Source organism: Methanolinea mesophila (assembly GCF_017873855.1).
Classification (GTDB): Archaea; Halobacteriota; Methanomicrobia; order Methanomicrobiales; family Methanospirillaceae; genus Methanolinea_B; species Methanolinea_B mesophila.
Genome location: NZ_JAGGKR010000001.1, coordinates 1,275,054 through 1,298,261 on the forward strand (window position 1 = coordinate 1,275,054; position 23,208 = coordinate 1,298,261).

The following is a 23,208-nucleotide window of genomic DNA, read 5'->3' on the forward strand; positions in this document are numbered from 1 at the left end:
ACATGCACTGCGGGGACCCGGTGGAACAGGTGGCGCTCCGGCCAGGAATGACGGTAGGAGAACTTGTGGACGCCCTTTCACGAGCGGGGGCCTATAACGGCGGGGCGCTGGCGAAGGCGGCCGGAATCTATGAGCGGATGCTCCGCGACCCCGAAGCGGTGAAGTTCTTCGGGCTCGCGGGGGCCATGGTCCCTGCGGGGATGGGACGGATCGTCTCCGACCTCATCGACCGGGGGCACATTGACGTGCTGGTCACCACCGGGGCCAATATGACCCACGACATCATCGAGGCCCTGGGCTGCCGGCATTTCCACGGGACCGCCGAATGCTCGGACATCGAACTCCGCCACGACGAGATCAACCGTATCTACGACGTCTTCCTGCCGAACGAGGCGTTCATCCGGTTCGAGGAGTTCATGCAGCAGGCGCTCTCCGAACTTCCCTCCGAGCCGGTGTCCATCGCACAACTCTTACAGCACCTCGGCGAGCGGCTGGACCGGGGGATCCTGGCCTCGGCGGTGAGGGAAGAGGTCCCGGTATTCTGCCCCGCGGTGGCGGATTCGATGATCGGGCTCCAGTACTGGCTCTTCTCCCAGACCCACAGGGCGACGGTGGACACCTTCTCCGACATGAAGCCCCTGATCGACCTCTGCTTCTCGGCGGAGCGGACCGGTGCCATCCTCGTGGGCGGCGGGGTGCCCAAGAACTTCATCCTCCAGAGCATGCTGATGACCCCGAACGGGTTCACCTACGCGGTGCAGCTCACCGGGGACCGGCCCGACCTCGGCGGGCTCTCCGGGGCCACCCTGGACGAGGCAAGGTCCTGGGGGAAGATCACCGAGGAGGCCGAGGCGGTCACGGTGTACGGGGACGCGACCATCACCCTGCCGGTCCTCGTGGCCGCGGTGTGGGAGAGGCTGTCCCATGCCTGACCTTATACTGGCCCTGGACCCCACCGACCGGGAGGAGGCGCTCCGGATCGCCGGTCTCGCCTCCCCCCACCTTGACGCGATCAAGATCGGGTACCCTCTGGTGCTCGGTGCAGGCCTTTCCATCGCCCGAGAGTTCGAGGCGTTCGGCCTCCCCCTGATCGCCGACTTCAAGGTGGCCGATATTCCCAACACCAACCGGCTGATCGCCGACCAGGTCTTTGACGCCGGGTTCCACGCGATCATCTGCCAGGGGTTTCCGGGGAGCGATTCGGTCCTCGCCTGCGTGGAGTCCGCCCACGGGTATGGGGGTGAGTGTTACGTGGTGGCAGAGATGAGCCATCCGGGCGGGACCGAATTCTTCTCCGGCGGCGTCGCCGAGCGGATCGCCCGCCTCGCAGTGGACTGCCACGCGGACGGGATCATAGCCCCGGCTACCCGCCCCGACCGGGTCAGGGCGCTGCGGGAGATCGTGGGAACCCGGAAGATCCTCTCCCCCGGGGTGGGAGCCCAGGGCGGCGATCTCTCGCAGATCGCGGACCTCGTGGACGGGGTGATCGTCGGGCGGGCCATTTATGGCGCCGATGACCCCGCTCTGGCCGCACAATCGTTTTCCCTGCTCCGCCGATGATGAGACGACCGGGCTGACACAGGATGATGAGCCCTATGAGTCACCTGAGGCGGAGTCAGGGTAACCAGAGCGACTGTTTTATCGTTTCGCCTGTCTATTGGATAGCATGGAGTGGAGCGAGGAACAACGGGAACTGGCACGCAGATTCAGGAGACTTGAGGATATTCCGGCAAACGAACGCCGCTACAAGTGTTATACCTGTCATCTTGTGGTCGACGAATCCCCCTGCCCGCGGTGCGGCGAGGAGCACCTCACCATCATGTGCCCCCTGGACCACTGCCACTGTTCCCACGAAGTGCTCTCGAAGATAGAGTACTGCCCCCTCTGCGGGGAACCGGTATGCCCGGAGTGCGGGTCGCACGACGTGGTCCAGATCAGCCGCGTCACGGGGTACCTCCAGGAGGTATCCGGATGGAACGCGGGGAAACAGCAGGAACTTAAAGACCGGACCCGCTATACCGTCGCATGAGGTATTATCTCCGCGACGGGTCGCTTTTTATCAGGGGCCGGTTCCTGGCCGCGAGTACCGGGATACAGGGCGGGGTCCGCCGCGTCTCCACCATTCTTTCTCACACGGTCCGCCCGGACTGGGACGGCAAAGAACCCGAGCGGGAGCTTTCCCTGCAGGTCGCACGCGCCGGTCTCCCGCCCGATTATTTCGGGCTTCTTACCGCAGTCCCGATGCGGAACCTCTGTGTACTCTCCTACGGGACGCTTACCGTTTTTATCACCGCGGGGGTCAGCAATCCGGACCCTGAATTCCATCCGGAAATTTGCCCGGACGAGCGGGCCCATACAATCAATATCATCCTTCACTCGGGCGAGGGGATGAGCGAGGGGGCGTTGCTGGAGTGCATCATCACCGCCACGGGGGCGAAGGCCGCAGCCCTTCACTCGCTGGGTTACCCCTTCTCTGGGACCACCACCGACGCGGTGATCGTGGCATGCGAGGGGGAGAACGTCCATCGCTACGCCGGTACGGGCACCGAACTGGGGAAGCGGATCGCCCGGGCCGTCCTCCACGGGGTCCCCGAGGCCCTGAAGCGCCAGCAGGGGGAGATATCCCGGGATCGCCCCTCGTTCTTCATCTTCTCCCGGTACGGCGGGGAGCACTGGGTGGAATGGGTCCCCGAGGACTGTCCTTATTATCCCTGTCACTTCCCCGGCCAGCGGTGCGATTTCTGCTACTGCCCGTTCTATCCCTGCCGGGATGAGGGGCTCGGCCAGTGGATGGAAAGCTCCTCGGGCGGGAAGGTGTGGAATTGCAGCCGGTGCACGCTGGTGCACGAGCCCGAGGTGACGGAGTATCTAAGGGCCCACCCTGAGGCGTCGCTCGCGGAACTTCGCGCGGTAGAGAAAAGGCTTAAAAAACCCCGGGAATCCTGAAATCCCTGAAATCTGTCCGAATGAGTCTTATCTCATACGGACACGCCTGAAGTCATTTTTTTCACTTCGTGGCGTTGTTGCCAGGATGCCCTGCAGCACCCCCGGCGGAAAAAAAATTATTCGCTGATCCCGAGCGCGGTGAGGAGTTCCTCGAGGGGAATCCCGTGTGCCTGCGCCGCCTCGCGGATGGTCTCGCCCCTGGCGATGGCACACCCGACGCACCCCATCCCGAATTTGAACAACACTTCGGTTGATTCGGGCTTGGCCTTGAGGAGGTCGTAAATCGTGCTGTCTGCTGTGACTTTTTCCATATCTTTAGTAATGTACCGATAGGCTACTTAAACCTGCACTTGTGGGCCCCATGGGGATCAGTTTCACCACCCGCTCGAAGCATTATTACCCGGACGGGAACGAAGTGATCACTGGAGATGTATGAACATGGATTTTTCCGAAACTGCAGAAAGAATCTCCCAGAAATTTGCGCAAAAAGGCTATGAGGCCGATAAGTCCTCGATCGAGAAGAAACTCCGCCGCCTGGTCCAGGAGTTCGGAGTCCCCCCCGCCGAGGCGGAGCGGACCGTGACCAACGAGCTCTCCAAGCAGTTCTCCATACCCCCGACGAGCGGGGGCGGCCCCGGGGCCGAGCAGGAGAAGGAGATCAACGGGCTCTCACCCGGAGAATGGGTCACCCTGAACGGAAAGGTGGTGGCCCTCACCCGCCCGCCGTCGCAGGTGATCGCCCAGACCGGTATTTTTGCCGATCCCACGGGGGCGATACGGTTCGTGGTCTGGGCAAAGGCGAACGCCACTCCGATGGAGATGGGCAAATGGTACCGGATCGAATCCGCGGTGGTGGACGAATACAAGGGAGTGGCGAACCTGAAGATCCACTCCGGGAGCACCGTCAAGGAGATCGAGCCGGGGCCTTCATTCTTCCCCCAGGTCACCCCTGTCAGGGACCTCGCTCCGGGGGTGGGCAGCGTTCGTGCCAAGGTGATCCAGGAGTGGGAGGTCACTCACGAGCGGATGTTCCAGTCCGGACTTCTCGCCGACGAGAGCGGGACCATCAAGTTCGTGATCTGGCGTGAAGACGGGGTCGAGAGGCTCGAGGAGGGGAAAGTATACAACATCTTCTACGCCCAGGTGGACGAATACAACGGCCGGCTCTCCCTCAACCTGAATACCGCGACCTGCCTCGCCGAGGAAGGCGATATCGAGGTCGCATCCGGGGACACCACCGCCACGGGGGCGTTCGTCTCACTCACCCAGGGATCAGGCCTGGTGAAGCGGTGCCCGGTGGAGGGGTGCAACCGGGTCCTCTCCCGGCAGAACTACTGCCCGGTCCATGAGATCCAGCCGGACTTCAAGTACGACCTCCGGATCAAGGGATGGCTGGACAACGGGGAGAAGACCTGGGACGTGCTGGTCCAGAAGGCGAACGTGGAGACGCTCACCGGGATTACCCTGGACCAGGCGGTGGAGATCGCGGAGAACAATCCCCTGGGGATGGACGAGGTCTTTCTCCGGATGCGGGATACCATTCTCGGGAGGTACCTCACCTGCCGGGGCCGGGAGATCGAGGGACGGATACTGGTCTCGTCCTGCAGTTTCGAACATTTCTCCCCCGATACACTTGCTGCGCTGCTCAACCGGGCGGGAGGTGAGTCCTGATGGCGAACGGTGCACGGACCGGCCCCCGGAGGGACGCCCCCTTCGAGCGCGAGGCGGCGAGGAGAGTCTTCTCCCAGGAACTCAGAGAAGCGCGAATCCATTTCAAGGACGGGGAGGATGAAAAGAGTCCCACCTACGTCCTCCTCCCCTCGGGAGAGCGGTGCAACCGGGTCTTCCTGGTGGGCACCCTTACGGAGAAGCGGAAACAGGGGGAGCAGAACGTATTCTACCGGGGACGGGTGGTGGACCCCACCGGGACGTTCATGATCATGGCCGGGAGCTACCAGCCGGAGGCGATGCAGCAGATCGCCCGCATCGAACCCCCGGCCTTCGTGGCGATCGTAGGGAAACCGAACGTGTACGAGACGCCCGACGGAACATTCCTGATTACCATCCGGTGCGAGTCGGTGACGGTGGTGGACAAGGAAGTGCGGGATACCTGGGTTCTCGATGCCGCAGAGCGGACCCTGGACCGCCTGGACCGGTTCGGGACCACGCCGGACTCCGAGCGGGCGAAGAAAGAGTACGGCATCGATCCCGCTCTATGGCGGAAGATGGTCTACGATGCCCTGGCCCAGATGAAATTATAACCCTTTTTCACGTGAATTTCGCGGAATACTTCCTTGGATTTTTCCGGAAGATCGAAGACCTCACCTTGTTTTTTTACGGGATATTTGCGCTCGTCCGGTATGGATGCATGACTACATTTATGCCTTTTAAAAAGAGCCTTAACTATATCGAGAGAACCGGCGGCCGGGTCCGGGGTGGCATTCCGTTTGATGGCAGGGGTTTTTCCATACCAGTGATGTGCACACGTGAGCGCCACGCTCCCGGTTACCGGGTTCCTCACGCGGGAGGAAAGGGCGTCTGAAGAAAAACGAAGAGCGGTTCCGGAGGCTGGACCGGAAGATCGAAGACCTCAGATCGGCCACCCTGGAGACTGAGAGCCAGGAAGAGACCGGCTCTTTGATCAGGGAGTGCGGAGAGGTCCTGAAAGAACTGGAAGCGGCGTCACGCGATCTCGGAGAGCGGGAGCAGCAGCTGGAATCGCACTATCATGCACTCACCGGAGAAAGCCGGAGGTTCTGGGCCCTGTTCTCCGAGACCCCGCTGGGGTACCTGGTCACCGACAGGGAGGGAGCGATCGAAGAGGCCAACCCTGCATCGGAAGAACTTCTCGGGATGACCTCCCCCGAACTCCGGGGGACCCTGGTGTTCCGGTACATCCCCCCGGCCCGGGAGCAGGCTCTCCGTAAGGCCCTTAACAAGAGCGTGACCAGGAAGAAGAGGGAGCGGCTCGAGACGGAACTGGTAAAGAAGAGGGGAGACCATCGCCCGGTGGAGATCACCATCGTCCCGGCATCCGTAGATGACTCCGGAACTGAACTCCACTGGACGATCCGGGACGTCTCCCTCGAGAGACGTGCGGAAGAAGAGACCAGGGAACGTGCCCTCCTTGAAGAGCTCTTCGCCGGTATCTCCCGGAGGTTTATATCCCGCACTTCCGGGGACACCGGGGAGATCTTTGATGAGGCGCTCCGGGAACTCGGGACTTACGCCGGCGTGGACCGGTGCGTCCTCCTCATCCTGGACCCCGGTGATGTGACCATCACGGGGGTCTCGGAGTGGTGCCGGGAGGACACCTCACGCATCGCCGATTTCCTTCTGGGGACATCCCTCGAATCGTTCCCCTGGCTGCTCCCTCAGATCCGGCTCGGCGAAGTGATCGAAGTACCCCGGATGGAGAAACTCCCTCCCGGGGCCTCGGCAGAACAGCGCTACTGGAAGAACCTGAAGGTGCAGATGGCCCTGGTCATCCCCCTCCTGGTGAACGAAGAACCCGCCGGGGCGCTATTTCTCGAGCACACCCGGAAAAAGAAGCGCTGGGCGGCGGCACGGGTGGAGATGATCCAGACTGCTGGGTCCCTGTTCGCCAATATGGTGGCCCGGTTACGTGACGAGGAGGCGCTCAGGGTCAGCGAGGAGCAGTACCGCACACTCTTCGAGAACTTCCTAAACCCGGTCTTCATCGCGGGGGATGACGGGCGGTTCACCGATGCAAATGTCGCAGCGATGGACTTCATGGAACGATCGGTAGAGGACATCCGCGAGCACAGTCTCGAAGACTGGCTCCCCGGCATCAAGGCGATGATGCCCCCCGCACCCGAGCGGCAGATCGTTCCCCGGACCATCGAGACAGAGTACACCGTAAACGGGAAGACCAAGACGCTTCTGATGAACGTGGTCCCGTTCCCGATCCGGGGAAGAACCCTGCTGTACGGGCTGGGACAGGACATCACCGCCCGGAAGATGGCCGAGAAGGAGGTGGAAGACGCCCGTGTCTTTGTGGAGGGGATCATCCACGCCGCTTCGCCCTCGATGGTGGTGGTCACCAGCGACATGAGGGTGGCATTTGCAAACAGGTCATTTTACGACGCGTTCGGGCTTTCCAGCGAGGCAGTCCTGCACCGGGTCTTCTTCGATATCGGGAAGGCCGACTTCGGCGCGGGAGGGCTCAGGGATAAGATCGCGGAGGTGTTCCGGGGAGGCACACCGCTGGTGAACTTCGAGTTCCAGCACATGAACACACGGGGGGAGCTGAAGGTCCTGAATATATCGGCCAGCCTGATCCGGCGGAGCGCCCCCTTCGCCCCCATGGTGGTCATCGTTATCACCGACATCACCGAACGGAAAAAGATGGAAGAAGCGCTCGAGCGAAGCAGGGAGCTCTACCGGTATATCGCCTCCTTTACCCAGGAAAATCCCTCCCCCATCCTGGAAGTGCGTGAAGACGGGAGTGTCGCCTTCTCGAACGTCGCAGCCGGCCTCGCCCTCCGGAGGAGGGGGTTCGAGAACCCCGAGCGCTTCTTCCCGATGGACATGCCCTGGATCCTGGCCGAATTGAAGCAGGGAAACAACGGGTTCTTCTTCCGGGAAGTGCAGCTCGGCGAGACGTACTTCGGTGAGACCATCTACCTCTCGCCCGAGCAGAAGACGGTCCGGATTTATGCCCAGGACCTCACCGCACAGAGAAAAAAGCGGACAGGGGAGGGAGACCGGTGACGGGGAACGGTCCTGATGGTGATGGCCCGGGGGGTGTAAACCCAAAATTTTTTATTCTCGGCCCGGCATGGATAGATAACCGTCAATCCGGTCAGGTCGCAGCAATGCATTGCGGAAGAACATGAGAGGAATGTGAGAGATTGACACCGGAAGAAGAGAAAGTTGAGATACTTTTGATCGAGGATAATCCGGGAGACGTACGGCTTATCAAGGAGGGGTTACGGGACAGCAGGGTGATCAACCATATCCATGTGGTGCAGGACGGGGAAGAGGCGAGCAATTTCCTCTTCAAAAATAACGGGTATTCCGACGTGCCCACCCCCGATATCATCCTCCTGGACCTCAACCTCCCCAAGAAGGATGGGAGAACGCTGCTCGCCGAGATAAAGAAGGACGAGCAGCTGCAGAAGATCCCCATCGTGATCCTGACCTCCTCCAAGGCCGAGGCCGATATCGACATGGCGTACCAGCTCCATGCCAACAGTTATCTACGAAAACCGCTTGACCTTGCCGAGTTCGTGGCCATGATACAGTCGTTCGAACAGTTCTGGCTGACCCGCGTAATCCTGCCGAGGAAAGCGAGATAATCCTCTCCCCGCCTGACCCTTCTTTTTCTTTTTAGTACTGTTGACCTCCCTTACTTCGTGACATTCCCGGAGTTTTCGCCCAGATCGCCGGGGCAGCCCCGGCACGACATCTCTGGAAAAAGGATAATCCTGGCGTATATCGCTCGCCTTCAATCAATAAAAAGATCCTGAACCACGACAGTCCGAGCATATCCTAACCGGAGGAAGCCCGGAAGAGAACGGAGAGGAAAGAAGTCGTACTCCTCCACCCCGCGGCGGAGATCAGCCGGGGCGGATCCCGGTAACACGAAACTGTCATCCCACGTGGATGACCTGCACCGGGCAGGCCTCCGCCGCGTCGTCCACGCATTCCCGCATCTCCAGCGGGGCGTCTCCCTCGTCGATGTGGTCGTGTACCCGGTAGGGCGGGGTGACCGTGCTCAAGGTGTCCGAAGGGCTGAGCTGAAAAAATTCGGGACATATATCTTCGCAGGATCCGCAGCTTATGCATCCGTCACGCTCGATCAGCACTTTCGTCATCGATAATACTCCATATCGACATCCGGTGAACATGATGAATTATAAAGATATCTGGTGGGCGCCATTACCCGCGGGGAGAACGCGGGCTCTGTCCTGCAAACCCGGCCTCCTGGCGGACCCCCCGGAACTAACCGTGGAACCGGAGCAAGAGTGAAAAAATTCGGGAGAATTTCAGGAGATGTTCTCCCGCGATCCACTTTTAGAGGTAGGAATGGGAGGATGGAGGTACAGGAATCTGTGGGATTATGACCGCGATTCCGCTTCCCAGGCGGAGATCACGTCGGATCCCTCTACAAAGATGATCCCGTGTTTCTTTCCGTAGGCACGGGCGTCCTCCTTGGAGAGTGCGAGCCCGCTCTCGTTGTCCAGCATCTCGCAGACCACCACTGCGGGGGTGATCCCGGCCATCTCTGCCATGGCGATGGAGAGCTCGGTCTGGCCCCGGCGCTGTGAGAGCAGCCCCTCCGCGGCGCGGAGCAGGGCGACGTGCCCGGGGGTGCGGAACTCGGCCGCGAAGTTGTGGCCGCCGCCGTTCAGCGACCTCCTCACCTGGCCGGCGATGGCGTTGATGGTCACCGCCCGGTCCCGGTCGGTGATCCCGGTGAAGGTGCTCCGGTGGTTCACCCAGAGCGAGAAGGAGGAGTGGTTCCTCCGGTCGTAGGGGATGTCCCCCTGCTGTTCGACCGCGGAGATCCCGTGGAGGAGGTCCGAGGCGAACGGGAGTCCCAGCCGGGCTGCGGCATCGGGATGGACCGCGGTACAGATCAGCCCGCCGCCGTCACGCCGGAGGGTCACGATCTTCTCCGGGGTGACCGCGTCCGCACGGATGATCAGGTCGGTCTCCCGTTCCCGGTCGTCAAAGTCATAGAGCAGTACAAACTTGCCTTCACGCAGCGCTTCCAGCGCCTCCTTCATCATAATGCCACCTCCACCTGCACTTCATCATTGTCCGCGACGCCCAGGGTCTCCCTGAGCGCCACCGGTGATACGAGCTCGACGATATCCTCGGGGTAGTGCGTCCTCCCCGGCACCACGATCCCGCAGGGCTGGCCGTCGATCCTGCAGGGCAGGCATCTTGCCGCTCCGAAGGTCCTCTGGTCCGCGGTAAACCCTTCGATCGGGATCCATTCCAGCATATCCAGTTTCTTCCGGATCTGGACGCTGGACGGGTTGAGCCTGATATTCAGCGTCCCCGGGTAGGGCTCGAATCCCAGCTTCTCCCTGAACTGGCGGCGGTAGGGCTCGAGACCCATATAATACCGCCCTTCGCCGAGACCGGTGATCACATTGCCGGTCAGGGTATAGTGCACTCCTTCCCGATCGAATATCCGGCAGTACTCCGAATATTCCCTGCGGAGCTCCTCTTCTCCGGCGGGAGTGAGCGCGATGTACTGTCCGTCGGGGCGGATGGCCCGGGTCACCATGAGTTTCCGCTCCAGGGACTGGAGCCTGCGGGACGCGGTCTGGGGACTGGTCCGGAGCTCGGTTCCCAGGCTCTGCGAGGATATCCAGACAGGGCCGCGGCACCCTCCCATGAGGGCTATCGCCTTTAAGCACTGGAGATCCTCGGGTATGATCATACTTATCAATTCTGGGATGCTTACTATTTATGGATATCTTTCCTGCGCGGGGCCTGCAGGGCTTGGAAAAAAATACGTGAAATGTCGAATACCCATTCGTTAATTATATTACCCCCCCACTCCCCACCTATAGGACATGAAGTCCGGACTGCGCCATCAGCTCGCCGAGAAGATGGCGGGCGAGATCACGCTTTCCGACTCGCCAGGCAAGGCACTCAAGAAATGGAGGATGAGTTTTGCCATCCCCCAGGCCACGCTTTCCGAGCACCTCGACGTCTCCCCCTCGGTGATCAGCGATTACGAGAGCGGGAGGAGAAAGAGTCCCGGGACCGCGGTGGTGGGGAAGATCGTAGACTCCATCCTTTCCATTGACGAGGCAAACGGTGGAAAATACACCAAAAAATTCGCAAAACTCCTTTATTCTGATTTTGACGACGATGTCATCTATGACATGCACGACTATCCCACCCCGGTGCCCCTGCAGGCATTCGCCCAGGCGATCGGCTGCACCACCCTGTGCGGGTCGCTCGACCTCTCCATCTTCGGGTACACGGTGATCAACAGCATCAACGCCATCACCCAGCTCTCCTCGAACGAGTTCAACAGGATCTACGGGTGGAGCACCGAACGGGCCCTGATCTTCACGGATGTCTCCTCGGGCAAGTCGCCCATGGTGGCGATCCGGGTCACCCCGTTCAAGCCCCGCTGCGTGGTCCTCCAGGGGATAGAGCCCGCAGGCGTGCATCCCCTCGTGCCCAAGATGGCCGAAAAGGACCGGATAACCGTGCTGTGCACCATGACCGACATCGATCGAATCATCAGCGTGCTGAGGGAAGAACCATGGTAGGAATCATGACCTACGGTGTCTACATACCGAGATACCGTATCAAAGTGGAAGAGATCGCCAGGATCTGGGGTGCAAACGCGGAGGATATCTCCGGAGGGCTCGGGGTTTACTCCAAGTCCGTCCCCGACCTGGACGAGGACACCGCCACCATCGCGGTGGAGGCTGCACGGGCCGCACTGGCCCGGAGAGCCATCGACCCGGCGAAGATCGGGGCGGTGTACGTGGGAAGCGAGTCCCACCCCTACGCGGTCAAGCCGACCGCATGTACCGTGGGAGAGGCCATCGGCGCCACCCCGAACATGACCGCCGCGGACTACGAGTTCGCCTGCAAGGCGGGAACTGCGGGGATCCAGACCTGCATGGGGCTCGCCAAGAGCGGCATGATCACCTACGGCCTGGCCGTGGGTTCCGACGTTGCCCAGGGTGCACCGAGCGATGCCCTGGAGTATACCGCTGCGGCGGGCGGTGCGGCATACGTGATCGGGTGCGACGACCCCATCGCCACCATCCACCACACCTGTTCGTACACCACCGACACCCCCGATTTCTGGCGGCGTGAAGGGCAGGACTACCCCCGTCACGGGGGGAGGTTTACCGGGGACCCCGGGTACTTCAAACACGTCCAGGGTGCCGTGAACCTGATCTTCGAACAGACCGGGAAGGGGCCGAAAGACTACGATTACGCGGTCTTCCACCAGCCGAATGCCAAGTTCCCCCAGCGGGTGGCGAAGATCCTCAAGTTCACGCCCGAACAGATCAAACCCGGCCTGGTGGTCCCCAGGCTCGGCAACACCTACAGCGGCTCCTCCATGATCGGGCTCGCCGCCACCCTCGATATCGCCAGGCCGGGAGACCGCATTTTCGTGGCCTCCTTCGGGTCGGGCGCAGGGAGCGACGCATTCGATATCGAGGTCACCGACGCCATCGGGTCGGAGAAGTTCTCCCGGGACGCGGCTCCCACGGTGGAGAAACTCCTCGCGAACCCCATCTGGGTCGACTACGCACAGTACGCCAGGCACAAAGGAAAAATAGTGATGCAGAAATGAGACCGGTAGCAGTGATCGGTGCAGGGTGCACCACCTTCGGAGAGAAGTGGAACACCTCGTTCCGGAACCTCTTTGTCGAGGCGGGAATGCTGGCCCTGGAGGACGCGAACCTCTCCGGCGAGCAGATCGACGCCATGTATGTGGGCAATATGAGCGCCGGGCGTTTCGTGGAACAGGAACATATCGGGGCACTCATCGCAGACTACTCGGGGCTGGCCTCCCACCACATCCCCTCGACCAGGGTCGAGGCCGCCTGTGCCTCCGGAGGGCTCTCCTTCCGCCAGGCGGTCATCGCGGTCGCCTCCGGGATGGAGGATATCGTGGTGGCGGCAGGCGTGGAGAAGATGACCGACGTGGCCACCGGGGCGAGCGTGGACACCCTTGCGGGTGCAGCCGACCGGGAGTGGGAAGGGTTTGCCGGGGCGACGTTCCCCGGGCTCTACGCGATGATCGCCACCAATTACACCCACCGGTACGGGCTCACCCGGGAGCAGCTCGCACAGGTCGCGGTGAAAAACCACTTCAACGGGGCGAGGAACCCTATCGCGCAGTTCCAGCAGGAGATTACCATCGATACGGTGATGAAGTCCTCCCTGGTCGCTGACCCCCTGCGGCTCTTCGACTGCTCTCCCATCACCGACGGCGCAGCGGCGGTCATCGTGGCCCCCCTGGACCGGGCCCGGGAATTCACCGACACCCCCATAAAGGTGATCGCGAGCGCCCAGGCGAGCGATACCATCGCGCTCCACGACCGGCGTGACATCAGCACGCTCGACGCGACCGTCGCGGCAGGGAAGCGGGCCTTCGAGATGGCGAAACTCACCCACAAGGACATCGACATGGTGGAGGTGCATGACTGCTTCACCATCGCGGAGCTCTGCGCCATAGAGGACCTCGGGTTCTGCCCCAAGGGACAGGCCGGGAAGCTCACCGCAGAGGGGGTCACCGCACTCGACGGCGACCTGCCGGTCAACACCAGCGGCGGACTGAAGGCCTGCGGCCATCCCGTCGGGGCGACCGGGATCAAGCAGGTCTTCGAGATCGTCCAGCAGCTGCGGGGCGAAGCGGGCAGGCGGCAGATCGACGGCGCCCGGATAGGGATGACCCACAACGTGGGAGGCACCGGGGCCACGGTCGCGGTACATATCCTGGAGGTGTAAGATGTCGGTCGCACGATTCTGGAGAAAGATCCCCCAGCGCTACAACCTGGTGGGGACCCAGTGCACCACCTGCGGGAGTTACTTCTTCCCGCCGAGGACGTTCTGCCCGGAGTGCAGGAGGGCGGGGGTCATCGTGGAGCACCGGTTCAAGGGGACCGGCGAAGTGGTCACCCACACCGTGGTGCGGAGCGCGAGCGAGCAGTTTGAACAGATGACCCCCTACGTGCTGGCCATCGTCCAGCTGGACGAGGGGCCCCGGGTCACCGGCCAGGTGGTCTGCGCCCCTGAAGAGGTGAAGATCGGGATGAGAGTGAAACCGGTCTTCCGCCGCATCTCCACCGACGGGGAGAGCGGGGTCATCTACTACGGGACCAAGTACATCCCCGACGAATAATTCTTTTAATCTTCTTTTTTCTTTGATTCGGCTTCAATGAGGAGTGACTCGTTCACGCCTCCCTGAAAAACGCAGGCTCGTCGCGGTATGATCCGAGGCCAGGCCCGGACCGTCGAGTGCCGAGTTATTTTGAGTGAGTTTTAATTTTTTCTTAATTCGAAGATGTTTCCCGGAGACGAAGCCCCTGCCGCTGCGGCTCCCCCGGGAGATATCTCGCGAAAGTTTAGCCCTGGCTGATATCGCTCAAATAAAATCGATAAAAAAATCCTGGACCCGTGAGCGCCCAGGCATATCTCATGGTTTTACTCTTCGTTATGGATCCGGTTCACGTCTGTTCGATCTTCGATCCTCCCTTAAAAAAGAGCATCAGGAATAACGTCGAGCCGATCCCCGTGACGATCCATGGCAACCCGAGCAGGAGTAAGGTCATGGAAAATACCGGATAGAAATATACGATGCATATCAGGGGTGTGACTAAGAAATTCGCCAGGAAAAACCACTTAACCCACTTCTGCACCCCCCGGTTCGAAAACAATGGCACGGCGAACAGCGTCGCCAGGCCAAGTGCGATGTAGCCCAGTGCATCCACGGTCCAGAACAGGGAGTGCGGCGTCTGGTTCAGGACCGGGTTCGCGTCGGGATAGGGGATCACTGCCGTCAGCTGGACGACGTAGTTGAAACTGACGAAAAGTGCGTATATTACGGAGAAGAGGAGGGCCGCATGGCTCCAGTACCTCCTCCCTTCGGGTGTAACGTAGTGAAGTGCGAGAAACGCGAGCATTAAAGGCGTGGCGATGCAGAGTGAAAATCCGTAGATCAGGACTGCATCCCACGGATAGCGGGGAACGCCGAAAAGCTGTGATATTTGCGCGACCGAAAAACCAACCATCGCAATAAATGCAACGAGAGAGACCCAGAACCCGATCCTGTAAAGATTTTTGTCCATTACTATACCCCAGATGAGGGTAATTTGGACAGGTTTATATAAATATATTATTTTTTCCATTTGTTTATAGAAATGGATTCATCGATACCGATCCGGCTGCCGGAAATTTAAGATGCACGTGAAATATGTCCTGCTTTTCATTACGATAGGGCTGCGCCCGGGATTACCCGCAACCATGATTGCCCCCCGATTCTCATAGTATCACACAATACGTGACGAAGGCATGACAGAGCGGGAGCAGTGGTGCATGAAAGTCCCCTTGCGCGAGGGGGAGAAGGTCCGGCAGGAGCTTGCCGGGAAGGACCTCCTGGACCGGAGTCTCCGGCCAAAGGCTCTCGAGGGCTGTCTCCTTATCCCGGTGCTCGCTCCCGGTCCCGGCAACCTGCGTTGCACATTCCATTCACTCCCGCCCCAGGAAGAGCTCCCCCGGCACGAGCTCGTGGGGGGGATTGCGATCATGCCCGAGCGTGACGTGGGGGCGGCGGAGTTCCTTCTCCGGGCCCGTCCCGTCATCCACACGGTCCTTTTCCCGGAATCCGAGGTCGAAGGGGAGTTCCGCACCCGGTCCTTCGAGGTCCTCGCCGGGGAGCCCACCACGAAAACGACGGTGACGGAGTACGGGCACCGGTTCGTGATCGACCTCTCCGCCGCGTACTTCTCCGCCCGGCTCGCAACCGAACGGCAGCGGGTCCTCGGGCAGGTCGCCCCCGGGGAGTCCGTGCTAGACATGTTCACCGGGGTGGGGCCGTTCGCCATTACCCTGGCAGACGTCGCGTCGTTCGTGGTCGCCTCGGACCTCAACCCCGGAGCGGTCCTGCTCCTGCTGGAGAATATCCGGCTGAACAGGGTGAAGAACGTGCTCCCGGCCTGCGCCGACGCAGCCCGCCTTGACCGGGTGCTTCACTGGAAGTTCGACCGTGTAGTCATGAACTATCCCCTGGACCCGGTCCCCTTCCTTCCTCACGCCATGCGGCTCTGCCGGCCGGGTGGATGGATCCACTGTTACATGCTGCAGTCCGAAGAAGGGGCACTTCTCCCCTCCCTGCACGATTACCCGGTTGCTTCCTGCACCGAACACATGGTGCGTTCGTATTCCCCAGGCAAGTGGCATGCGGTGTATGATATCAGGCTCGAATGAGGCTGATCAAGTGACATCTTATTCATACCATTTGAATTGGCCCAGGCGCGACCAGAACGCAGGCGTCGCGCCGGCCCCATGAAGCGGGGTGGGGGGTATCATCTCCGGTATACGGTCCATGCTTCCTGGTTATCTCAAATTCAATTGCATGGCACAATCAAAAAAATGCTCTTTGGAAAACTTATTCCTGTTCCTGAGTACTTTCAGGTTTCTCTGTCGAATCTCCAATTAAGGTCTTATTGATGACCGTGCTGATTTTTCCTCCTATCGTCGCGAGCATGATCACGAAAATAGCGATGAATATCCCGCCGTACAGCGCAAATCCTGTGGCAAGTGTCACCGTTCCCGCCAACGTGTCGAAAATGACGATGGACAGAAAATATACCAGTATGGCACAGGCACCGAATAACCCGCTCCAGAAACCCGACCAGATACCGGTTCCACCATCTCCTTGGGTAAGTATCCCTGCAATGAGACCTCCGATCAGGGCAATAATGAATGTAAAAATAAAAAAGAATAATAGTACGTTTCCAGGTCTCGCCATTAACACGGTGATATAGAACCATACGGCGATGAGACATGCACCGATCGATATCCCGAACCATTTGTTCCTGCGTTCAATCACCATGGCCGTCATATTTTATCGCAGGGACTTTCCCTGCCCCTCTTTCGATACTTTCAACAATGCCCATCTTGCCACACCTCCAATACCCCCTCCCACCGTTGCGAGAACGATTGCAGCCAGAAAGAGGTATACTCCTATTACAAGCTCCATTCCTTCTGCAAATCCAGGTACCCCGCGAATCGTGTCGTAAATCAACAATCCCAGTATTGATATCAAAACAATGAGGCCCCCGGCAATACCGCTTAACAACCCGAACCATATACCGTCCCGCATCTTCCGGGAGAGGTACACCCCTGAAATGAAGCCTCCGAAGACAAAAAGGAGGACCATGGTGTAAAATACGATCATCCCGAATAGCGTGCTATACGCGCCTCCCGCGATAATACAGGCACCGATAAGTATCCCAATCCATTTATTCCTGCGTTCAATCTCCATTGGTAGTTCCCCCCGGTTCTTATTCCGTGGAATTTTCCTGAGTCTCTATTGACTCTTTATACCAGGCCCTCTTCGCCAGTACCCCGAACGCCCCTCCTGCCGCGGCAAGAACAATTGCAGCAAGGGAGACAAATATCCCTAAAAACAGTGCCATTCCTGCAGCAAATCCTGCAGGCAGTCCGTTAATCGCATCAGAAACCAACATCGCCAGGATAGGTATCATAATGAAAAATGCACCGATAATCCCGCTCAACAATCCGTACCAGATACCGTCCCATACTTTGCAGGAGGTGTATATCCCTGAAAAGAGACCCCCGGCCATAAAAATCAGGGCCGAGTATACCACTAAGAGAAGGTCATTTCCCGGACGGTGTAACAAAATACCGATATAAAATCCTGCACCGATAATGATGGCCCCCATTATAACCCCAATCCACGTTTTCCTCTTCTCTTTCTCCATCTCAAATGAATATCGATGTAATTGTAATAAAAATCTATTATAAAATTCTCTTCGTCGTTCCACCCTGACTGACGGCCGGTTTACCACCGGTGTCGGTATCCCGGACGGCGACCGCAACCAATTTGCTTTAAGAGCATTCCGGTCAAAAGGAAGAACCAGACACCGGATTCAGACCATGGCCCCAGACCTACCCCTCTCCGAACCAACCAGGATCCTGATGTTCATCGCCGGGATAATCATCGTCCTTGCCGGAATGAAGGCGGCATCTCCTATCATCGCACCGATTGCATTTTCGGTATTCCTGGCGGTCATCTTCGGGATGCTCTTCTCCTGGCTGGAAAAGAAGGGGCTCTCGACCCGGCTGGCCCTCCTGATGACCCTGGCAACTTTTTTCACTATCATAGCGGTTTTTATTGCCGTGATTGTCGGGTCTCTCTTCCGGATTCTCGCGGAGATACCGAGCTACCAGCTCGATCTGGAAACCAACCTCGGGATGGCCGCGCCCTACCTCAATGCGGCGGGATTCGATCCGGCATGGCTATCCCTTCCCAGTCTGGTCCGTTTCCTTGCAACAAGTGCGGGCGGATTAGCGGCCGGGTTTCTTGATCTGGCGATCGTTTTTTTTGTGATTATCTTCACCACGGTCTTCCTGATCCTCGAGGCCGGAGGTTTCTCTGCCAAGATCAGGGGCGTTATCGGGACGTACCGCCCCGGGGACGTGGAAAAGTTTACACTGCTCGCCCGGAAGAACGTTGATTATATTATCGTCAGGACCGAAGTGAACCTGGCCATGGGTATCGGGACCGCACTCCTGCTCACGGTGATTGGAGTTGAATACGCCATTTTCTGGGGGTTCCTTGCGTTCCTGCTCGGGTTCATCCCGTATGTCGGTTTCTGGCTCGCCGTTATCCCCCCCATGCTCCTGGCCTGGTTCCAGATAGGTCCCCTTGCTGCCATTGCGGTGCTGGCCGGGTGTGCGGTGATCAACACCCTGGTCGAATACATTATGTTCCCCCAGATAGCGGGGCGTTCACTCTCCTTATCCCCCGCCGTGGTGTTCATCTCCCTAATCTTCTGGGGATTTATCCTTGGGGGCATAGGTGTCCTTATCGCCGTTCCCCTGACCCTTGCCGTCCAGATGGTTGCCGAACTGTTTGAGGAGACCCGGTGGATCGCGATCCTTCTCGGGCCGTCTCCGAAGGATGACCCGGGGACGGCATAAGAACGGATCCGGTAATGATCTCTTAATATCGAAGATGTTTGGTCCGGACAATCCATGACAGGCCTTGCGGATACCTGCACCCCCGCGATGGATCCCTTTCCACGGATCACTCCAGCGCAAGCCTGATTATCATTATATTAGTATTACTGGGTATGCCATCTGAAACCTTCAGATACGACTTATTGACCATCACCCTGATCTTTCTCATCCTCGCCACCGTATTTGTCATCTATTATCCTCTCGCAGCAACCATCATCCTCGGCCTGACGGTTGCCATCGTGGTGCATCCTCTCAACCGCAAACTGTCCGCACGGATGACTCCTGCAAGAGCAGCCGGGCTCACGACCCTCCTGGTTGCGGTGGTGGCGGGATTCGCGCTCTCATTTCTCGCAGCCATCCTGATCGGGGAAGGCAGTTTAATCTTCAGCATGATCCGGTCAATAACCGTATGGATGTCATCGATCGCTCCCACCGCGATAATTTCCGGGGCTATCGTGGCAGAAACAATCGACAGCGTAGTTATCTTCATCAAGGTAGCAATCATTCCGCTTCTGACTTCGGTACCGATCATCCTGTTCCATGCGTTCATTCTCTTTCTCACGGTCTACCTTTTCCTGTTGAAAGGCCCTGATATCTCCCGGCAGGTCATGTCGGCCCTGCCGGGACGGCTGGGAGAATCGATCGAGAAGATCTCGGGGCTGGTCGTCAACACATTGTACGCGATCTATATCGTCAGCGTCGAAGTGGCGATTATTTCATTCATCCTTTCATTGCCGTTCTATTACCTGCTCGGGTATCCGACGTATCTCCCGCTGGCGATTATGACCGGACTGGCGATGTTCATCCCGATCTTCGGTCCTCTGTTGATCATGGTATTCCTCGTTTTCTATAACCTCGCGATCGGAGACATCCCGGGTTTGCTGGTTGCCCTGTTCGTCATCTATCCGGTGGCCCTTTGGTTACCGGGCGGCTATATCCGCCCAAGGCTGATGGGAAGGAGGGTCAGTATTCATCCTGTGCTGATAATGATAGGGATACTCGGCGGCATCTCGATCATGGGCATCATCGGACTGATCCTGGGACCGTTGTTCATCGCTCTCCTGGTCGCATCATACCAGATACTGATCGACCAGCTGACCATGGCCAAGAACCAAAGCAGCGACCAGACCCCTTCCTGATTTTTTTACAGGGTAGTTCGTGATTGCCACATCGCTACAATCCTCGTGGAAACGGGCTCAGACAAGAGCGTTAAACCGGAGACACGCGGGGATGATATGCCCTTTCCACTATTTTCCTTCATTTCATGACAAATTACCGAGAGAATAATTAAATAATAATTTTATAAGGACGGTTTTTGTTCATCTCTCAAACCTGCTCCCAGCCAGCCCGGGGACGGATAGGGTAATTGTCATCCCCGCCAATATAGATCCCATGGACGAGTACCTCGCCCGTCTCCGTGCGGGAACCCTGAAACTCTATGCCCTGGAGCAGGAGCTTTCCCCGGGGGAGGCGGTCTGGCTCCGGCGGCGCTATATCGAAGAGGAGACCGGGGTATCCCTGGAGAAGGTCGGGTCCTACACCATCGGTGTGGACCGGGTGGTAAAAAAGAACTGTGAGAACATGATCGGGTGCGTGCAGGTCCCGGTGGGAGTCGCGGGACCGCTCGCGGTGAAGGGCGAGTACGCGAAAGGGTCCTTCTGGCTCCCGCTCGCCACTACCGAGGGGGCGCTTGTCGCTTCGGTGAACCGGGGTGCGAGTGCCATTACCCGGGCGGGAGGAGCGGAGGTCCGCGTGCTCCACGACGGCATTACCCGTGCCCCGGCGTTTGCTGCCGACTCGGTGGTGCACGCCAAGAACGTGGCCGGATGGGTGGAGTCCCACCGGGCGGAGATCGCCGCGGCCGCCGAGAGCACCACCTCGCACGGGAAACTCACCGACGTGGTAACCACCATCACCGGCACCACGGTCTTCGTGCGTATGGAGTTCGATTCAAAAGACGCCATGGGAATGAACATGGTCACCATCGGGGGCCAGAAAGCGGCCGAACTTATCGCGAAAGAGACCGGCGCCCGACTGGTGACCCTCTCGGGGAACATGTGCACCGACAAGAAGCCTGCCGCGGTGAACCTTATCCGGGGGAGGGGGAGGAGCGTGGTCGCGGGGGTGCACCTGAACCACGACCAGATCCGGGATATCCTGAAGACCGACGCACGGACGCTCGTCGAGGTGAACACCCGGAAGAACCTGGTGGGTTCCGCGACGGCGGTCTCGCTCGGGTTCAACGCCCACGTCGCGAATGTCATCGCCGCGGCCTATATCGCCTGCGGGCAGGACCCCGCCCACGTGGTCGAAGGGAGCATGGCCATCACCACAATGGACCCCACGGAGCACGGGGTGTACGCGGCGGTGACGCTCCGCGATCTCCCCCTGGGGACCGTGGGAGGAGGGACCGGGGTGGAGACCCAGGCGGAGTGCCTGAAACTGCTCGGCGTCGCCGGGAGCGGGGACCCGCCGGGATACAATGCCAGGAAGTTCGCCGAGATCGTCGCGGCAGGGGTGCTTGCCGGGGAGATCTCCCTGGTCGGGGCCCAGGCGGCCCAGCACCTTGCCCGTGCGCACCAGCAGCTCGGCAGGTAAAACCGGGACCTCTTTTTACTATGAAAATCACCCGGGCATTTTTATCCCGTAACCTGGGATCCTAAGATTTTTTTCAAGGATAGACCAGGCCCGGGCGGTCAGATCCCGAACCACTTCATCATCACGACCGCGTCCTCACCATTGGCATAGTACTTCGCGATCTGGAATACCTCCCGGTACCCCAGGATCCGGTAAAAACGCTGTGCCGGGAGATTTGCGAGCCGTACTTCCAGTTGTATCCCCGAAGCGCTCTCGATGATGAACTGGTGCTCGAGACGGCGGACGAGGTCGCGCCCGATCCCTGTCCGCCGGAAACGGGAGGAAACTGCGAGATTACAGATATGCCCGTAGATCTCTTCCCCGGTATCCTCGAGCCCCCCGGCGACGAACCCCGCGATATCCGTGCCCGTATCGGCAACAAAAAAGGTGGTGGGGGAGTACTCCAGCAGCTCCAGGAACGTGCCCGCAGTCCAGGGATCGGGGAACGATTCGGCCTCGATATCCACGATTACCGGGATATCTGCCATCCTGGCCCGCCGGATTGTGGCACGACCGGTCATGAGTGCTAATGTATGGGTGTCACTGCTATAATATACTGTCAGGAAAAAAGAATAAAGAGGTTTCACAGGGTTTATATGGTTCATATTTTCCGTTTTGCGGGCGTCCGGCCGAGGGAATCCGAAGCGCCGCGGATTGCGGCGGTGCCGTACGATGTGGTCACCACCGAGGAGGCCGCCGCCTGCATCCATGATAACGGCCTGAGTTTCCTGCGGATAAGCCGGCCGGATGCCCTCCTGCCCGATCTCCCCCCCACCGACGACGAGGTGTACCGGACCGGGAGCCGGAACTTCCAGGAGTTCCTCGCGAAGGGGCTGATGGTCAGGGACGGGGAGCCATCCATGTACATCTACCGGGTCTCAGCCCCGGGCCAGACCTACATTGGCCTCTGTTGCGGGCTCGATGTCCAGGACTACGAGAAGGAGGTGATCCGGCGGCACGAACTCACCCGGTACGACAAGGAAGAGGACCGCACCCGGCACATCGACGCGGTGAACGCCCACACAGGACCGGTGGTACTTCTCTACCGGGACGCGAACGGGGGGCAGGCCTGCCTCGAGGCCCTTATCGCAGACATGGTGCCGGTCGCCGAAGTGGCGTGGGAGGGAGATACCCTGCACCAGGTCTTCCATATCAGCGACCCGGCGGCCCTCTCGCGGCTGGAAGCCCTGTTCGATCCGGTGGAGCGGCTCTACATCGCCGACGGGCACCACCGGGCGAAATCCGCGGTGAACGTGTCCAAAAAGAGGAAAGAGGAAGGGAGGTGGTGCGGTGAGTGCGACCACTTCATGGGCGTCCTTTTCGCCCACGACGGGGTAAAGATCCACGGGTACAGCAGGCTTGTCACCGACCTCGGCGGGTATGCCCCCTGGGCGTTCATGGCCCGGGTGCGCGACCGGTTCGAGGTCCGGCCCTGCGGGAAGGTGGACGCGTGCGGCTTTCATATCCCGCCAATCCCCGAGCATGCCCGGGGCTACCACGTGATCCACATGTACCTCGCCGGGGAATGGTACGAGTGCTCCCGCCCGGTGAGTCCGGGGGAGGGGCCGATCGAGAACCTCGACGTCTCCGTCCTGCAGCGCGAGGTGCTTACCCCGCTCCTCTTCATCACCGACCCCCGGGGAGACCCGCGGCTGCAGTACCTGGGAGGCGCCCGCCCTCTCGCGGACCTCGAAGAGATGGTGGACCAGGGGGAGTACGAGGTGGCGTTCGCGATGCAGCCCGTTAAGGTGGAGACCGTGCTGGAGATCGCCGACAAGGGAGGGATCATGCCCCCCAAGTCCACCTGGTTCGAACCGAAGCTTCTCTCGGGGCTCGTGGTCCATACCCTGGACTAGACCGTTACCATTTTTCTCTTTTCAGGTCATCTGATTG

Annotated in this window: 26 protein-coding genes; 17 read left to right on the top strand and 9 right to left on the bottom strand. The window is 59.6% G+C overall.

The features are described from left to right. Positions 1 to 2 precede the first annotated feature (2 nt). The 4 genes from J2741_RS06100 to J2741_RS06115 all read left to right on the top strand — a co-directional run bounded on the left by J2741_RS06100 (position 3) and on the right by J2741_RS06115 (position 2,946). Positions 3 to 932, top strand: a complete 930-nt coding sequence (locus tag J2741_RS06100) for a deoxyhypusine synthase (protein ID WP_209674111.1) — start codon at positions 3 to 5, stop codon at positions 930 to 932. Further along, a complete protein-coding gene (pyrF, locus tag J2741_RS06105; RefSeq protein WP_209674112.1) occupies positions 925 to 1,560 on the top strand; it encodes an orotidine-5'-phosphate decarboxylase in 636 nt (211 codons plus the stop codon). The genes J2741_RS06100 and pyrF overlap by 8 nt, the downstream gene beginning before the upstream one ends. Before the next feature lie 106 nt (positions 1,561 to 1,666). Beyond that, on the top strand, positions 1,667 to 2,029 hold the full coding sequence (gene nrdD, locus J2741_RS06110; protein ID WP_209674113.1) for an anaerobic ribonucleoside-triphosphate reductase: 363 nt from the start codon (positions 1,667 to 1,669) through the stop codon (positions 2,027 to 2,029). Then, positions 2,026 to 2,946 carry an adenosylcobinamide amidohydrolase gene (locus tag J2741_RS06115; RefSeq protein ID WP_209674114.1) on the top strand — a complete coding sequence of 307 codons (921 nt, stop codon included), beginning with the start codon at positions 2,026 to 2,028 and terminating at the stop codon, positions 2,944 to 2,946. Before nrdD ends, J2741_RS06115 begins: the two co-directional genes overlap by 4 nt. Before the next feature lie 116 nt (positions 2,947 to 3,062). Here the strand turns inward: J2741_RS06115 and J2741_RS06120 are convergent, their stop codons facing one another. Then, positions 3,063 to 3,257 carry a DUF1858 domain-containing protein gene (locus J2741_RS06120; protein ID WP_209674115.1) on the bottom strand — a complete coding sequence of 65 codons (195 nt, stop codon included), beginning with the start codon at positions 3,255 to 3,257 and terminating at the stop codon, positions 3,063 to 3,065. Positions 3,258 to 3,384: 127 nt separating this feature from the next. Here J2741_RS06120 and J2741_RS06125 point away from each other — a divergent pair, with 127 nt between their 5' ends. The 4 genes from J2741_RS06125 to J2741_RS06140 all read left to right on the top strand — a co-directional run bounded on the left by J2741_RS06125 (position 3,385) and on the right by J2741_RS06140 (position 8,267). Next, complete coding sequence (locus J2741_RS06125; protein WP_209674116.1) at positions 3,385 to 4,617, top strand: nucleotide-binding protein; 1,233 nt, start codon at positions 3,385 to 3,387, stop codon at positions 4,615 to 4,617. Continuing rightward, complete coding sequence (locus J2741_RS06130) at positions 4,617 to 5,207, top strand: RPA family protein (protein WP_209674117.1); 591 nt, start codon at positions 4,617 to 4,619, stop codon at positions 5,205 to 5,207. Before J2741_RS06125 ends, J2741_RS06130 begins: the two co-directional genes overlap by 1 nt. A gap of 376 nt (positions 5,208 to 5,583) precedes the next feature. After that, entirely contained in the window at positions 5,584 to 7,680 is a 2,097-nt protein-coding gene (locus J2741_RS06135) for a PAS domain S-box protein (protein ID WP_209674118.1), read from the top strand. 140 nt (positions 7,681 to 7,820) lie between these two features. Then, complete coding sequence (locus J2741_RS06140; RefSeq protein WP_209674119.1) at positions 7,821 to 8,267, top strand: response regulator; 447 nt, start codon at positions 7,821 to 7,823, stop codon at positions 8,265 to 8,267. A gap of 294 nt (positions 8,268 to 8,561) precedes the next feature. Here the strand turns inward: J2741_RS06140 and J2741_RS06145 are convergent, their stop codons facing one another. From J2741_RS06145 to J2741_RS06155, 3 genes are all read right to left on the bottom strand, one after another. After that, positions 8,562 to 8,786, bottom strand: a complete 225-nt coding sequence (locus J2741_RS06145; protein WP_209674120.1) for a ferredoxin — start codon at positions 8,784 to 8,786, stop codon at positions 8,562 to 8,564. Between the two features lie 243 nt (positions 8,787 to 9,029). After that, entirely contained in the window at positions 9,030 to 9,704 is a 675-nt protein-coding gene (ribB, locus tag J2741_RS06150; RefSeq protein WP_209674121.1) for a 3,4-dihydroxy-2-butanone-4-phosphate synthase, read from the bottom strand. After that, complete coding sequence (locus tag J2741_RS06155; protein WP_209674122.1) at positions 9,701 to 10,366, bottom strand: DUF120 domain-containing protein; 666 nt, start codon at positions 10,364 to 10,366, stop codon at positions 9,701 to 9,703. Before J2741_RS06155 ends, ribB begins: the two co-directional genes overlap by 4 nt. Before the next feature lie 136 nt (positions 10,367 to 10,502). On the opposite strand from J2741_RS06155, the gene J2741_RS06160 reads away from it, so the two are divergent. Genes J2741_RS06160 through J2741_RS06175 form a run of 4 tightly spaced genes read left to right on the top strand, consistent with a single transcriptional unit; the run spans position 10,503 to position 13,813 of the window. Further along, positions 10,503 to 11,213 carry a helix-turn-helix domain-containing protein gene (locus J2741_RS06160; protein WP_209674123.1) on the top strand — a complete coding sequence of 237 codons (711 nt, stop codon included), beginning with the start codon at positions 10,503 to 10,505 and terminating at the stop codon, positions 11,211 to 11,213. After that, a complete protein-coding gene (locus tag J2741_RS06165) occupies positions 11,207 to 12,259 on the top strand; it encodes a hydroxymethylglutaryl-CoA synthase (RefSeq protein ID WP_209674124.1) in 1,053 nt (350 codons plus the stop codon). The genes J2741_RS06160 and J2741_RS06165 overlap by 7 nt, the downstream gene beginning before the upstream one ends. Further along, positions 12,256 to 13,419 carry a thiolase domain-containing protein gene (locus tag J2741_RS06170; protein ID WP_209674125.1) on the top strand — a complete coding sequence of 388 codons (1,164 nt, stop codon included), beginning with the start codon at positions 12,256 to 12,258 and terminating at the stop codon, positions 13,417 to 13,419. The genes J2741_RS06165 and J2741_RS06170 overlap by 4 nt, the downstream gene beginning before the upstream one ends. Before the next feature lies 1 nt (position 13,420). After that, positions 13,421 to 13,813 (top strand): Zn-ribbon domain-containing OB-fold protein, encoded by a 393-nt coding sequence (locus J2741_RS06175; RefSeq protein WP_209674126.1) that lies wholly within the window; start codon positions 13,421 to 13,423, stop codon positions 13,811 to 13,813. Positions 13,814 to 14,138: 325 nt separating this feature from the next. Here J2741_RS06175 and J2741_RS06180 read toward each other — a convergent pair whose 3' ends face one another. Next, positions 14,139 to 14,759, bottom strand: a complete 621-nt coding sequence (locus J2741_RS06180) for a hypothetical protein (protein ID WP_209674127.1) — start codon at positions 14,757 to 14,759, stop codon at positions 14,139 to 14,141. A gap of 247 nt (positions 14,760 to 15,006) precedes the next feature. Here J2741_RS06180 and J2741_RS06185 point away from each other — a divergent pair, with 247 nt between their 5' ends. Continuing rightward, positions 15,007 to 15,897, top strand: a complete 891-nt coding sequence (locus J2741_RS06185; protein ID WP_245249428.1) for a class I SAM-dependent methyltransferase — start codon at positions 15,007 to 15,009, stop codon at positions 15,895 to 15,897. Between the two features lie 181 nt (positions 15,898 to 16,078). Here J2741_RS06185 and J2741_RS06190 read toward each other — a convergent pair whose 3' ends face one another. From J2741_RS06190 to J2741_RS06200, 3 genes are read right to left on the bottom strand one after another with little or no spacing between them, the layout of a single operon-like run. Then, positions 16,079 to 16,525, bottom strand: a complete 447-nt coding sequence (locus J2741_RS06190; protein WP_209674129.1) for a hypothetical protein — start codon at positions 16,523 to 16,525, stop codon at positions 16,079 to 16,081. Between the two features lie 12 nt (positions 16,526 to 16,537). After that, on the bottom strand, positions 16,538 to 16,957 hold the full coding sequence (locus J2741_RS06195; protein ID WP_209674130.1) for a hypothetical protein: 420 nt from the start codon (positions 16,955 to 16,957) through the stop codon (positions 16,538 to 16,540). 19 nt (positions 16,958 to 16,976) lie between these two features. After that, the gene (locus J2741_RS06200) at positions 16,977 to 17,417 is read right to left on the bottom strand and encodes a hypothetical protein (protein ID WP_209674131.1); all 441 of its coding nucleotides are present in this window, start codon (positions 17,415 to 17,417) and stop codon (positions 16,977 to 16,979) included. A gap of 175 nt (positions 17,418 to 17,592) precedes the next feature. On the opposite strand from J2741_RS06200, the gene J2741_RS06205 reads away from it, so the two are divergent. The 3 genes from J2741_RS06205 to hmgA all read left to right on the top strand — a co-directional run bounded on the left by J2741_RS06205 (position 17,593) and on the right by hmgA (position 21,276). Next, a complete protein-coding gene (locus J2741_RS06205) occupies positions 17,593 to 18,639 on the top strand; it encodes an AI-2E family transporter (RefSeq protein WP_209674132.1) in 1,047 nt (348 codons plus the stop codon). Between the two features lie 152 nt (positions 18,640 to 18,791). Further along, positions 18,792 to 19,817, top strand: coding sequence for an AI-2E family transporter (locus tag J2741_RS06210; RefSeq protein ID WP_209674133.1), 1,026 nt, complete (start codon positions 18,792 to 18,794; stop codon positions 19,815 to 19,817). Positions 19,818 to 20,070: 253 nt separating this feature from the next. Continuing rightward, positions 20,071 to 21,276: a hydroxymethylglutaryl-CoA reductase (NADPH) gene (hmgA, locus tag J2741_RS06215; protein ID WP_209674134.1), complete on the top strand. Its 1,206-nt coding sequence runs from the start codon at positions 20,071 to 20,073 to the stop codon at positions 21,274 to 21,276. A 98-nt stretch (positions 21,277 to 21,374) separates the two neighbouring features. Here hmgA and rimI read toward each other — a convergent pair whose 3' ends face one another. Continuing rightward, positions 21,375 to 21,836, bottom strand: coding sequence for a ribosomal protein S18-alanine N-acetyltransferase (gene rimI / locus J2741_RS06220; RefSeq protein WP_209674135.1), 462 nt, complete (start codon positions 21,834 to 21,836; stop codon positions 21,375 to 21,377). Positions 21,837 to 21,911: 75 nt separating this feature from the next. Between rimI and J2741_RS06225 the strand changes: the two genes are divergently transcribed. Continuing rightward, complete coding sequence (locus J2741_RS06225) at positions 21,912 to 23,171, top strand: DUF1015 domain-containing protein (protein WP_209674136.1); 1,260 nt, start codon at positions 21,912 to 21,914, stop codon at positions 23,169 to 23,171. Positions 23,172 to 23,208: the final 37 nt, after the last annotated feature.

Coding starts and splice junctions, on each gene's coding strand:
- J2741_RS06180 (WP_209674127.1), bottom strand. CDS start 14,759: ATGGACAAAAATCTTTACAGGATCGGGTTCTGGGTCTCTCTCGTTGCA.
- J2741_RS06185 (WP_245249428.1), top strand. CDS start 15,007: ATGAAAGTCCCCTTGCGCGAGGGGGAGAAGGTCCGGCAGGAGCTTGCC.
- J2741_RS06145 (WP_209674120.1), bottom strand. CDS start 8,786: ATGACGAAAGTGCTGATCGAGCGTGACGGATGCATAAGCTGCGGATCC.
- J2741_RS06175 (WP_209674126.1), top strand. CDS start 13,421: ATGTCGGTCGCACGATTCTGGAGAAAGATCCCCCAGCGCTACAACCTG.
- nrdD (WP_209674113.1), top strand. CDS start 1,667: ATGGAGTGGAGCGAGGAACAACGGGAACTGGCACGCAGATTCAGGAGA.
- J2741_RS06125 (WP_209674116.1), top strand. CDS start 3,385: ATGGATTTTTCCGAAACTGCAGAAAGAATCTCCCAGAAATTTGCGCAA.
- J2741_RS06195 (WP_209674130.1), bottom strand. CDS start 16,957: ATGGAGATTGAACGCAGGAATAAATGGATTGGGATACTTATCGGTGCC.
- J2741_RS06115 (WP_209674114.1), top strand. CDS start 2,026: ATGAGGTATTATCTCCGCGACGGGTCGCTTTTTATCAGGGGCCGGTTC.
- J2741_RS06165 (WP_209674124.1), top strand. CDS start 11,207: ATGGTAGGAATCATGACCTACGGTGTCTACATACCGAGATACCGTATC.
- J2741_RS06120 (WP_209674115.1), bottom strand. CDS start 3,257: ATGGAAAAAGTCACAGCAGACAGCACGATTTACGACCTCCTCAAGGCC.
- J2741_RS06160 (WP_209674123.1), top strand. CDS start 10,503: ATGAAGTCCGGACTGCGCCATCAGCTCGCCGAGAAGATGGCGGGCGAG.
- hmgA (WP_209674134.1), top strand. CDS start 20,071: ATGGACGAGTACCTCGCCCGTCTCCGTGCGGGAACCCTGAAACTCTAT.
- J2741_RS06130 (WP_209674117.1), top strand. CDS start 4,617: ATGGCGAACGGTGCACGGACCGGCCCCCGGAGGGACGCCCCCTTCGAG.
- J2741_RS06205 (WP_209674132.1), top strand. CDS start 17,593: ATGGCCCCAGACCTACCCCTCTCCGAACCAACCAGGATCCTGATGTTC.
- ribB (WP_209674121.1), bottom strand. CDS start 9,704: ATGATGAAGGAGGCGCTGGAAGCGCTGCGTGAAGGCAAGTTTGTACTG.
- J2741_RS06190 (WP_209674129.1), bottom strand. CDS start 16,525: ATGGTGATTGAACGCAGGAACAAATGGTTCGGGATATCGATCGGTGCA.
- J2741_RS06170 (WP_209674125.1), top strand. CDS start 12,256: ATGAGACCGGTAGCAGTGATCGGTGCAGGGTGCACCACCTTCGGAGAG.
- J2741_RS06100 (WP_209674111.1), top strand. CDS start 3: ATGCACTGCGGGGACCCGGTGGAACAGGTGGCGCTCCGGCCAGGAATG.
- J2741_RS06210 (WP_209674133.1), top strand. CDS start 18,792: ATGCCATCTGAAACCTTCAGATACGACTTATTGACCATCACCCTGATC.
- J2741_RS06225 (WP_209674136.1), top strand. CDS start 21,912: ATGGTTCATATTTTCCGTTTTGCGGGCGTCCGGCCGAGGGAATCCGAA.
- pyrF (WP_209674112.1), top strand. CDS start 925: ATGCCTGACCTTATACTGGCCCTGGACCCCACCGACCGGGAGGAGGCG.
- J2741_RS06200 (WP_209674131.1), bottom strand. CDS start 17,417: ATGGAGAAAGAGAAGAGGAAAACGTGGATTGGGGTTATAATGGGGGCC.
- J2741_RS06155 (WP_209674122.1), bottom strand. CDS start 10,366: ATGATCATACCCGAGGATCTCCAGTGCTTAAAGGCGATAGCCCTCATG.
- rimI (WP_209674135.1), bottom strand. CDS start 21,836: ATGACCGGTCGTGCCACAATCCGGCGGGCCAGGATGGCAGATATCCCG.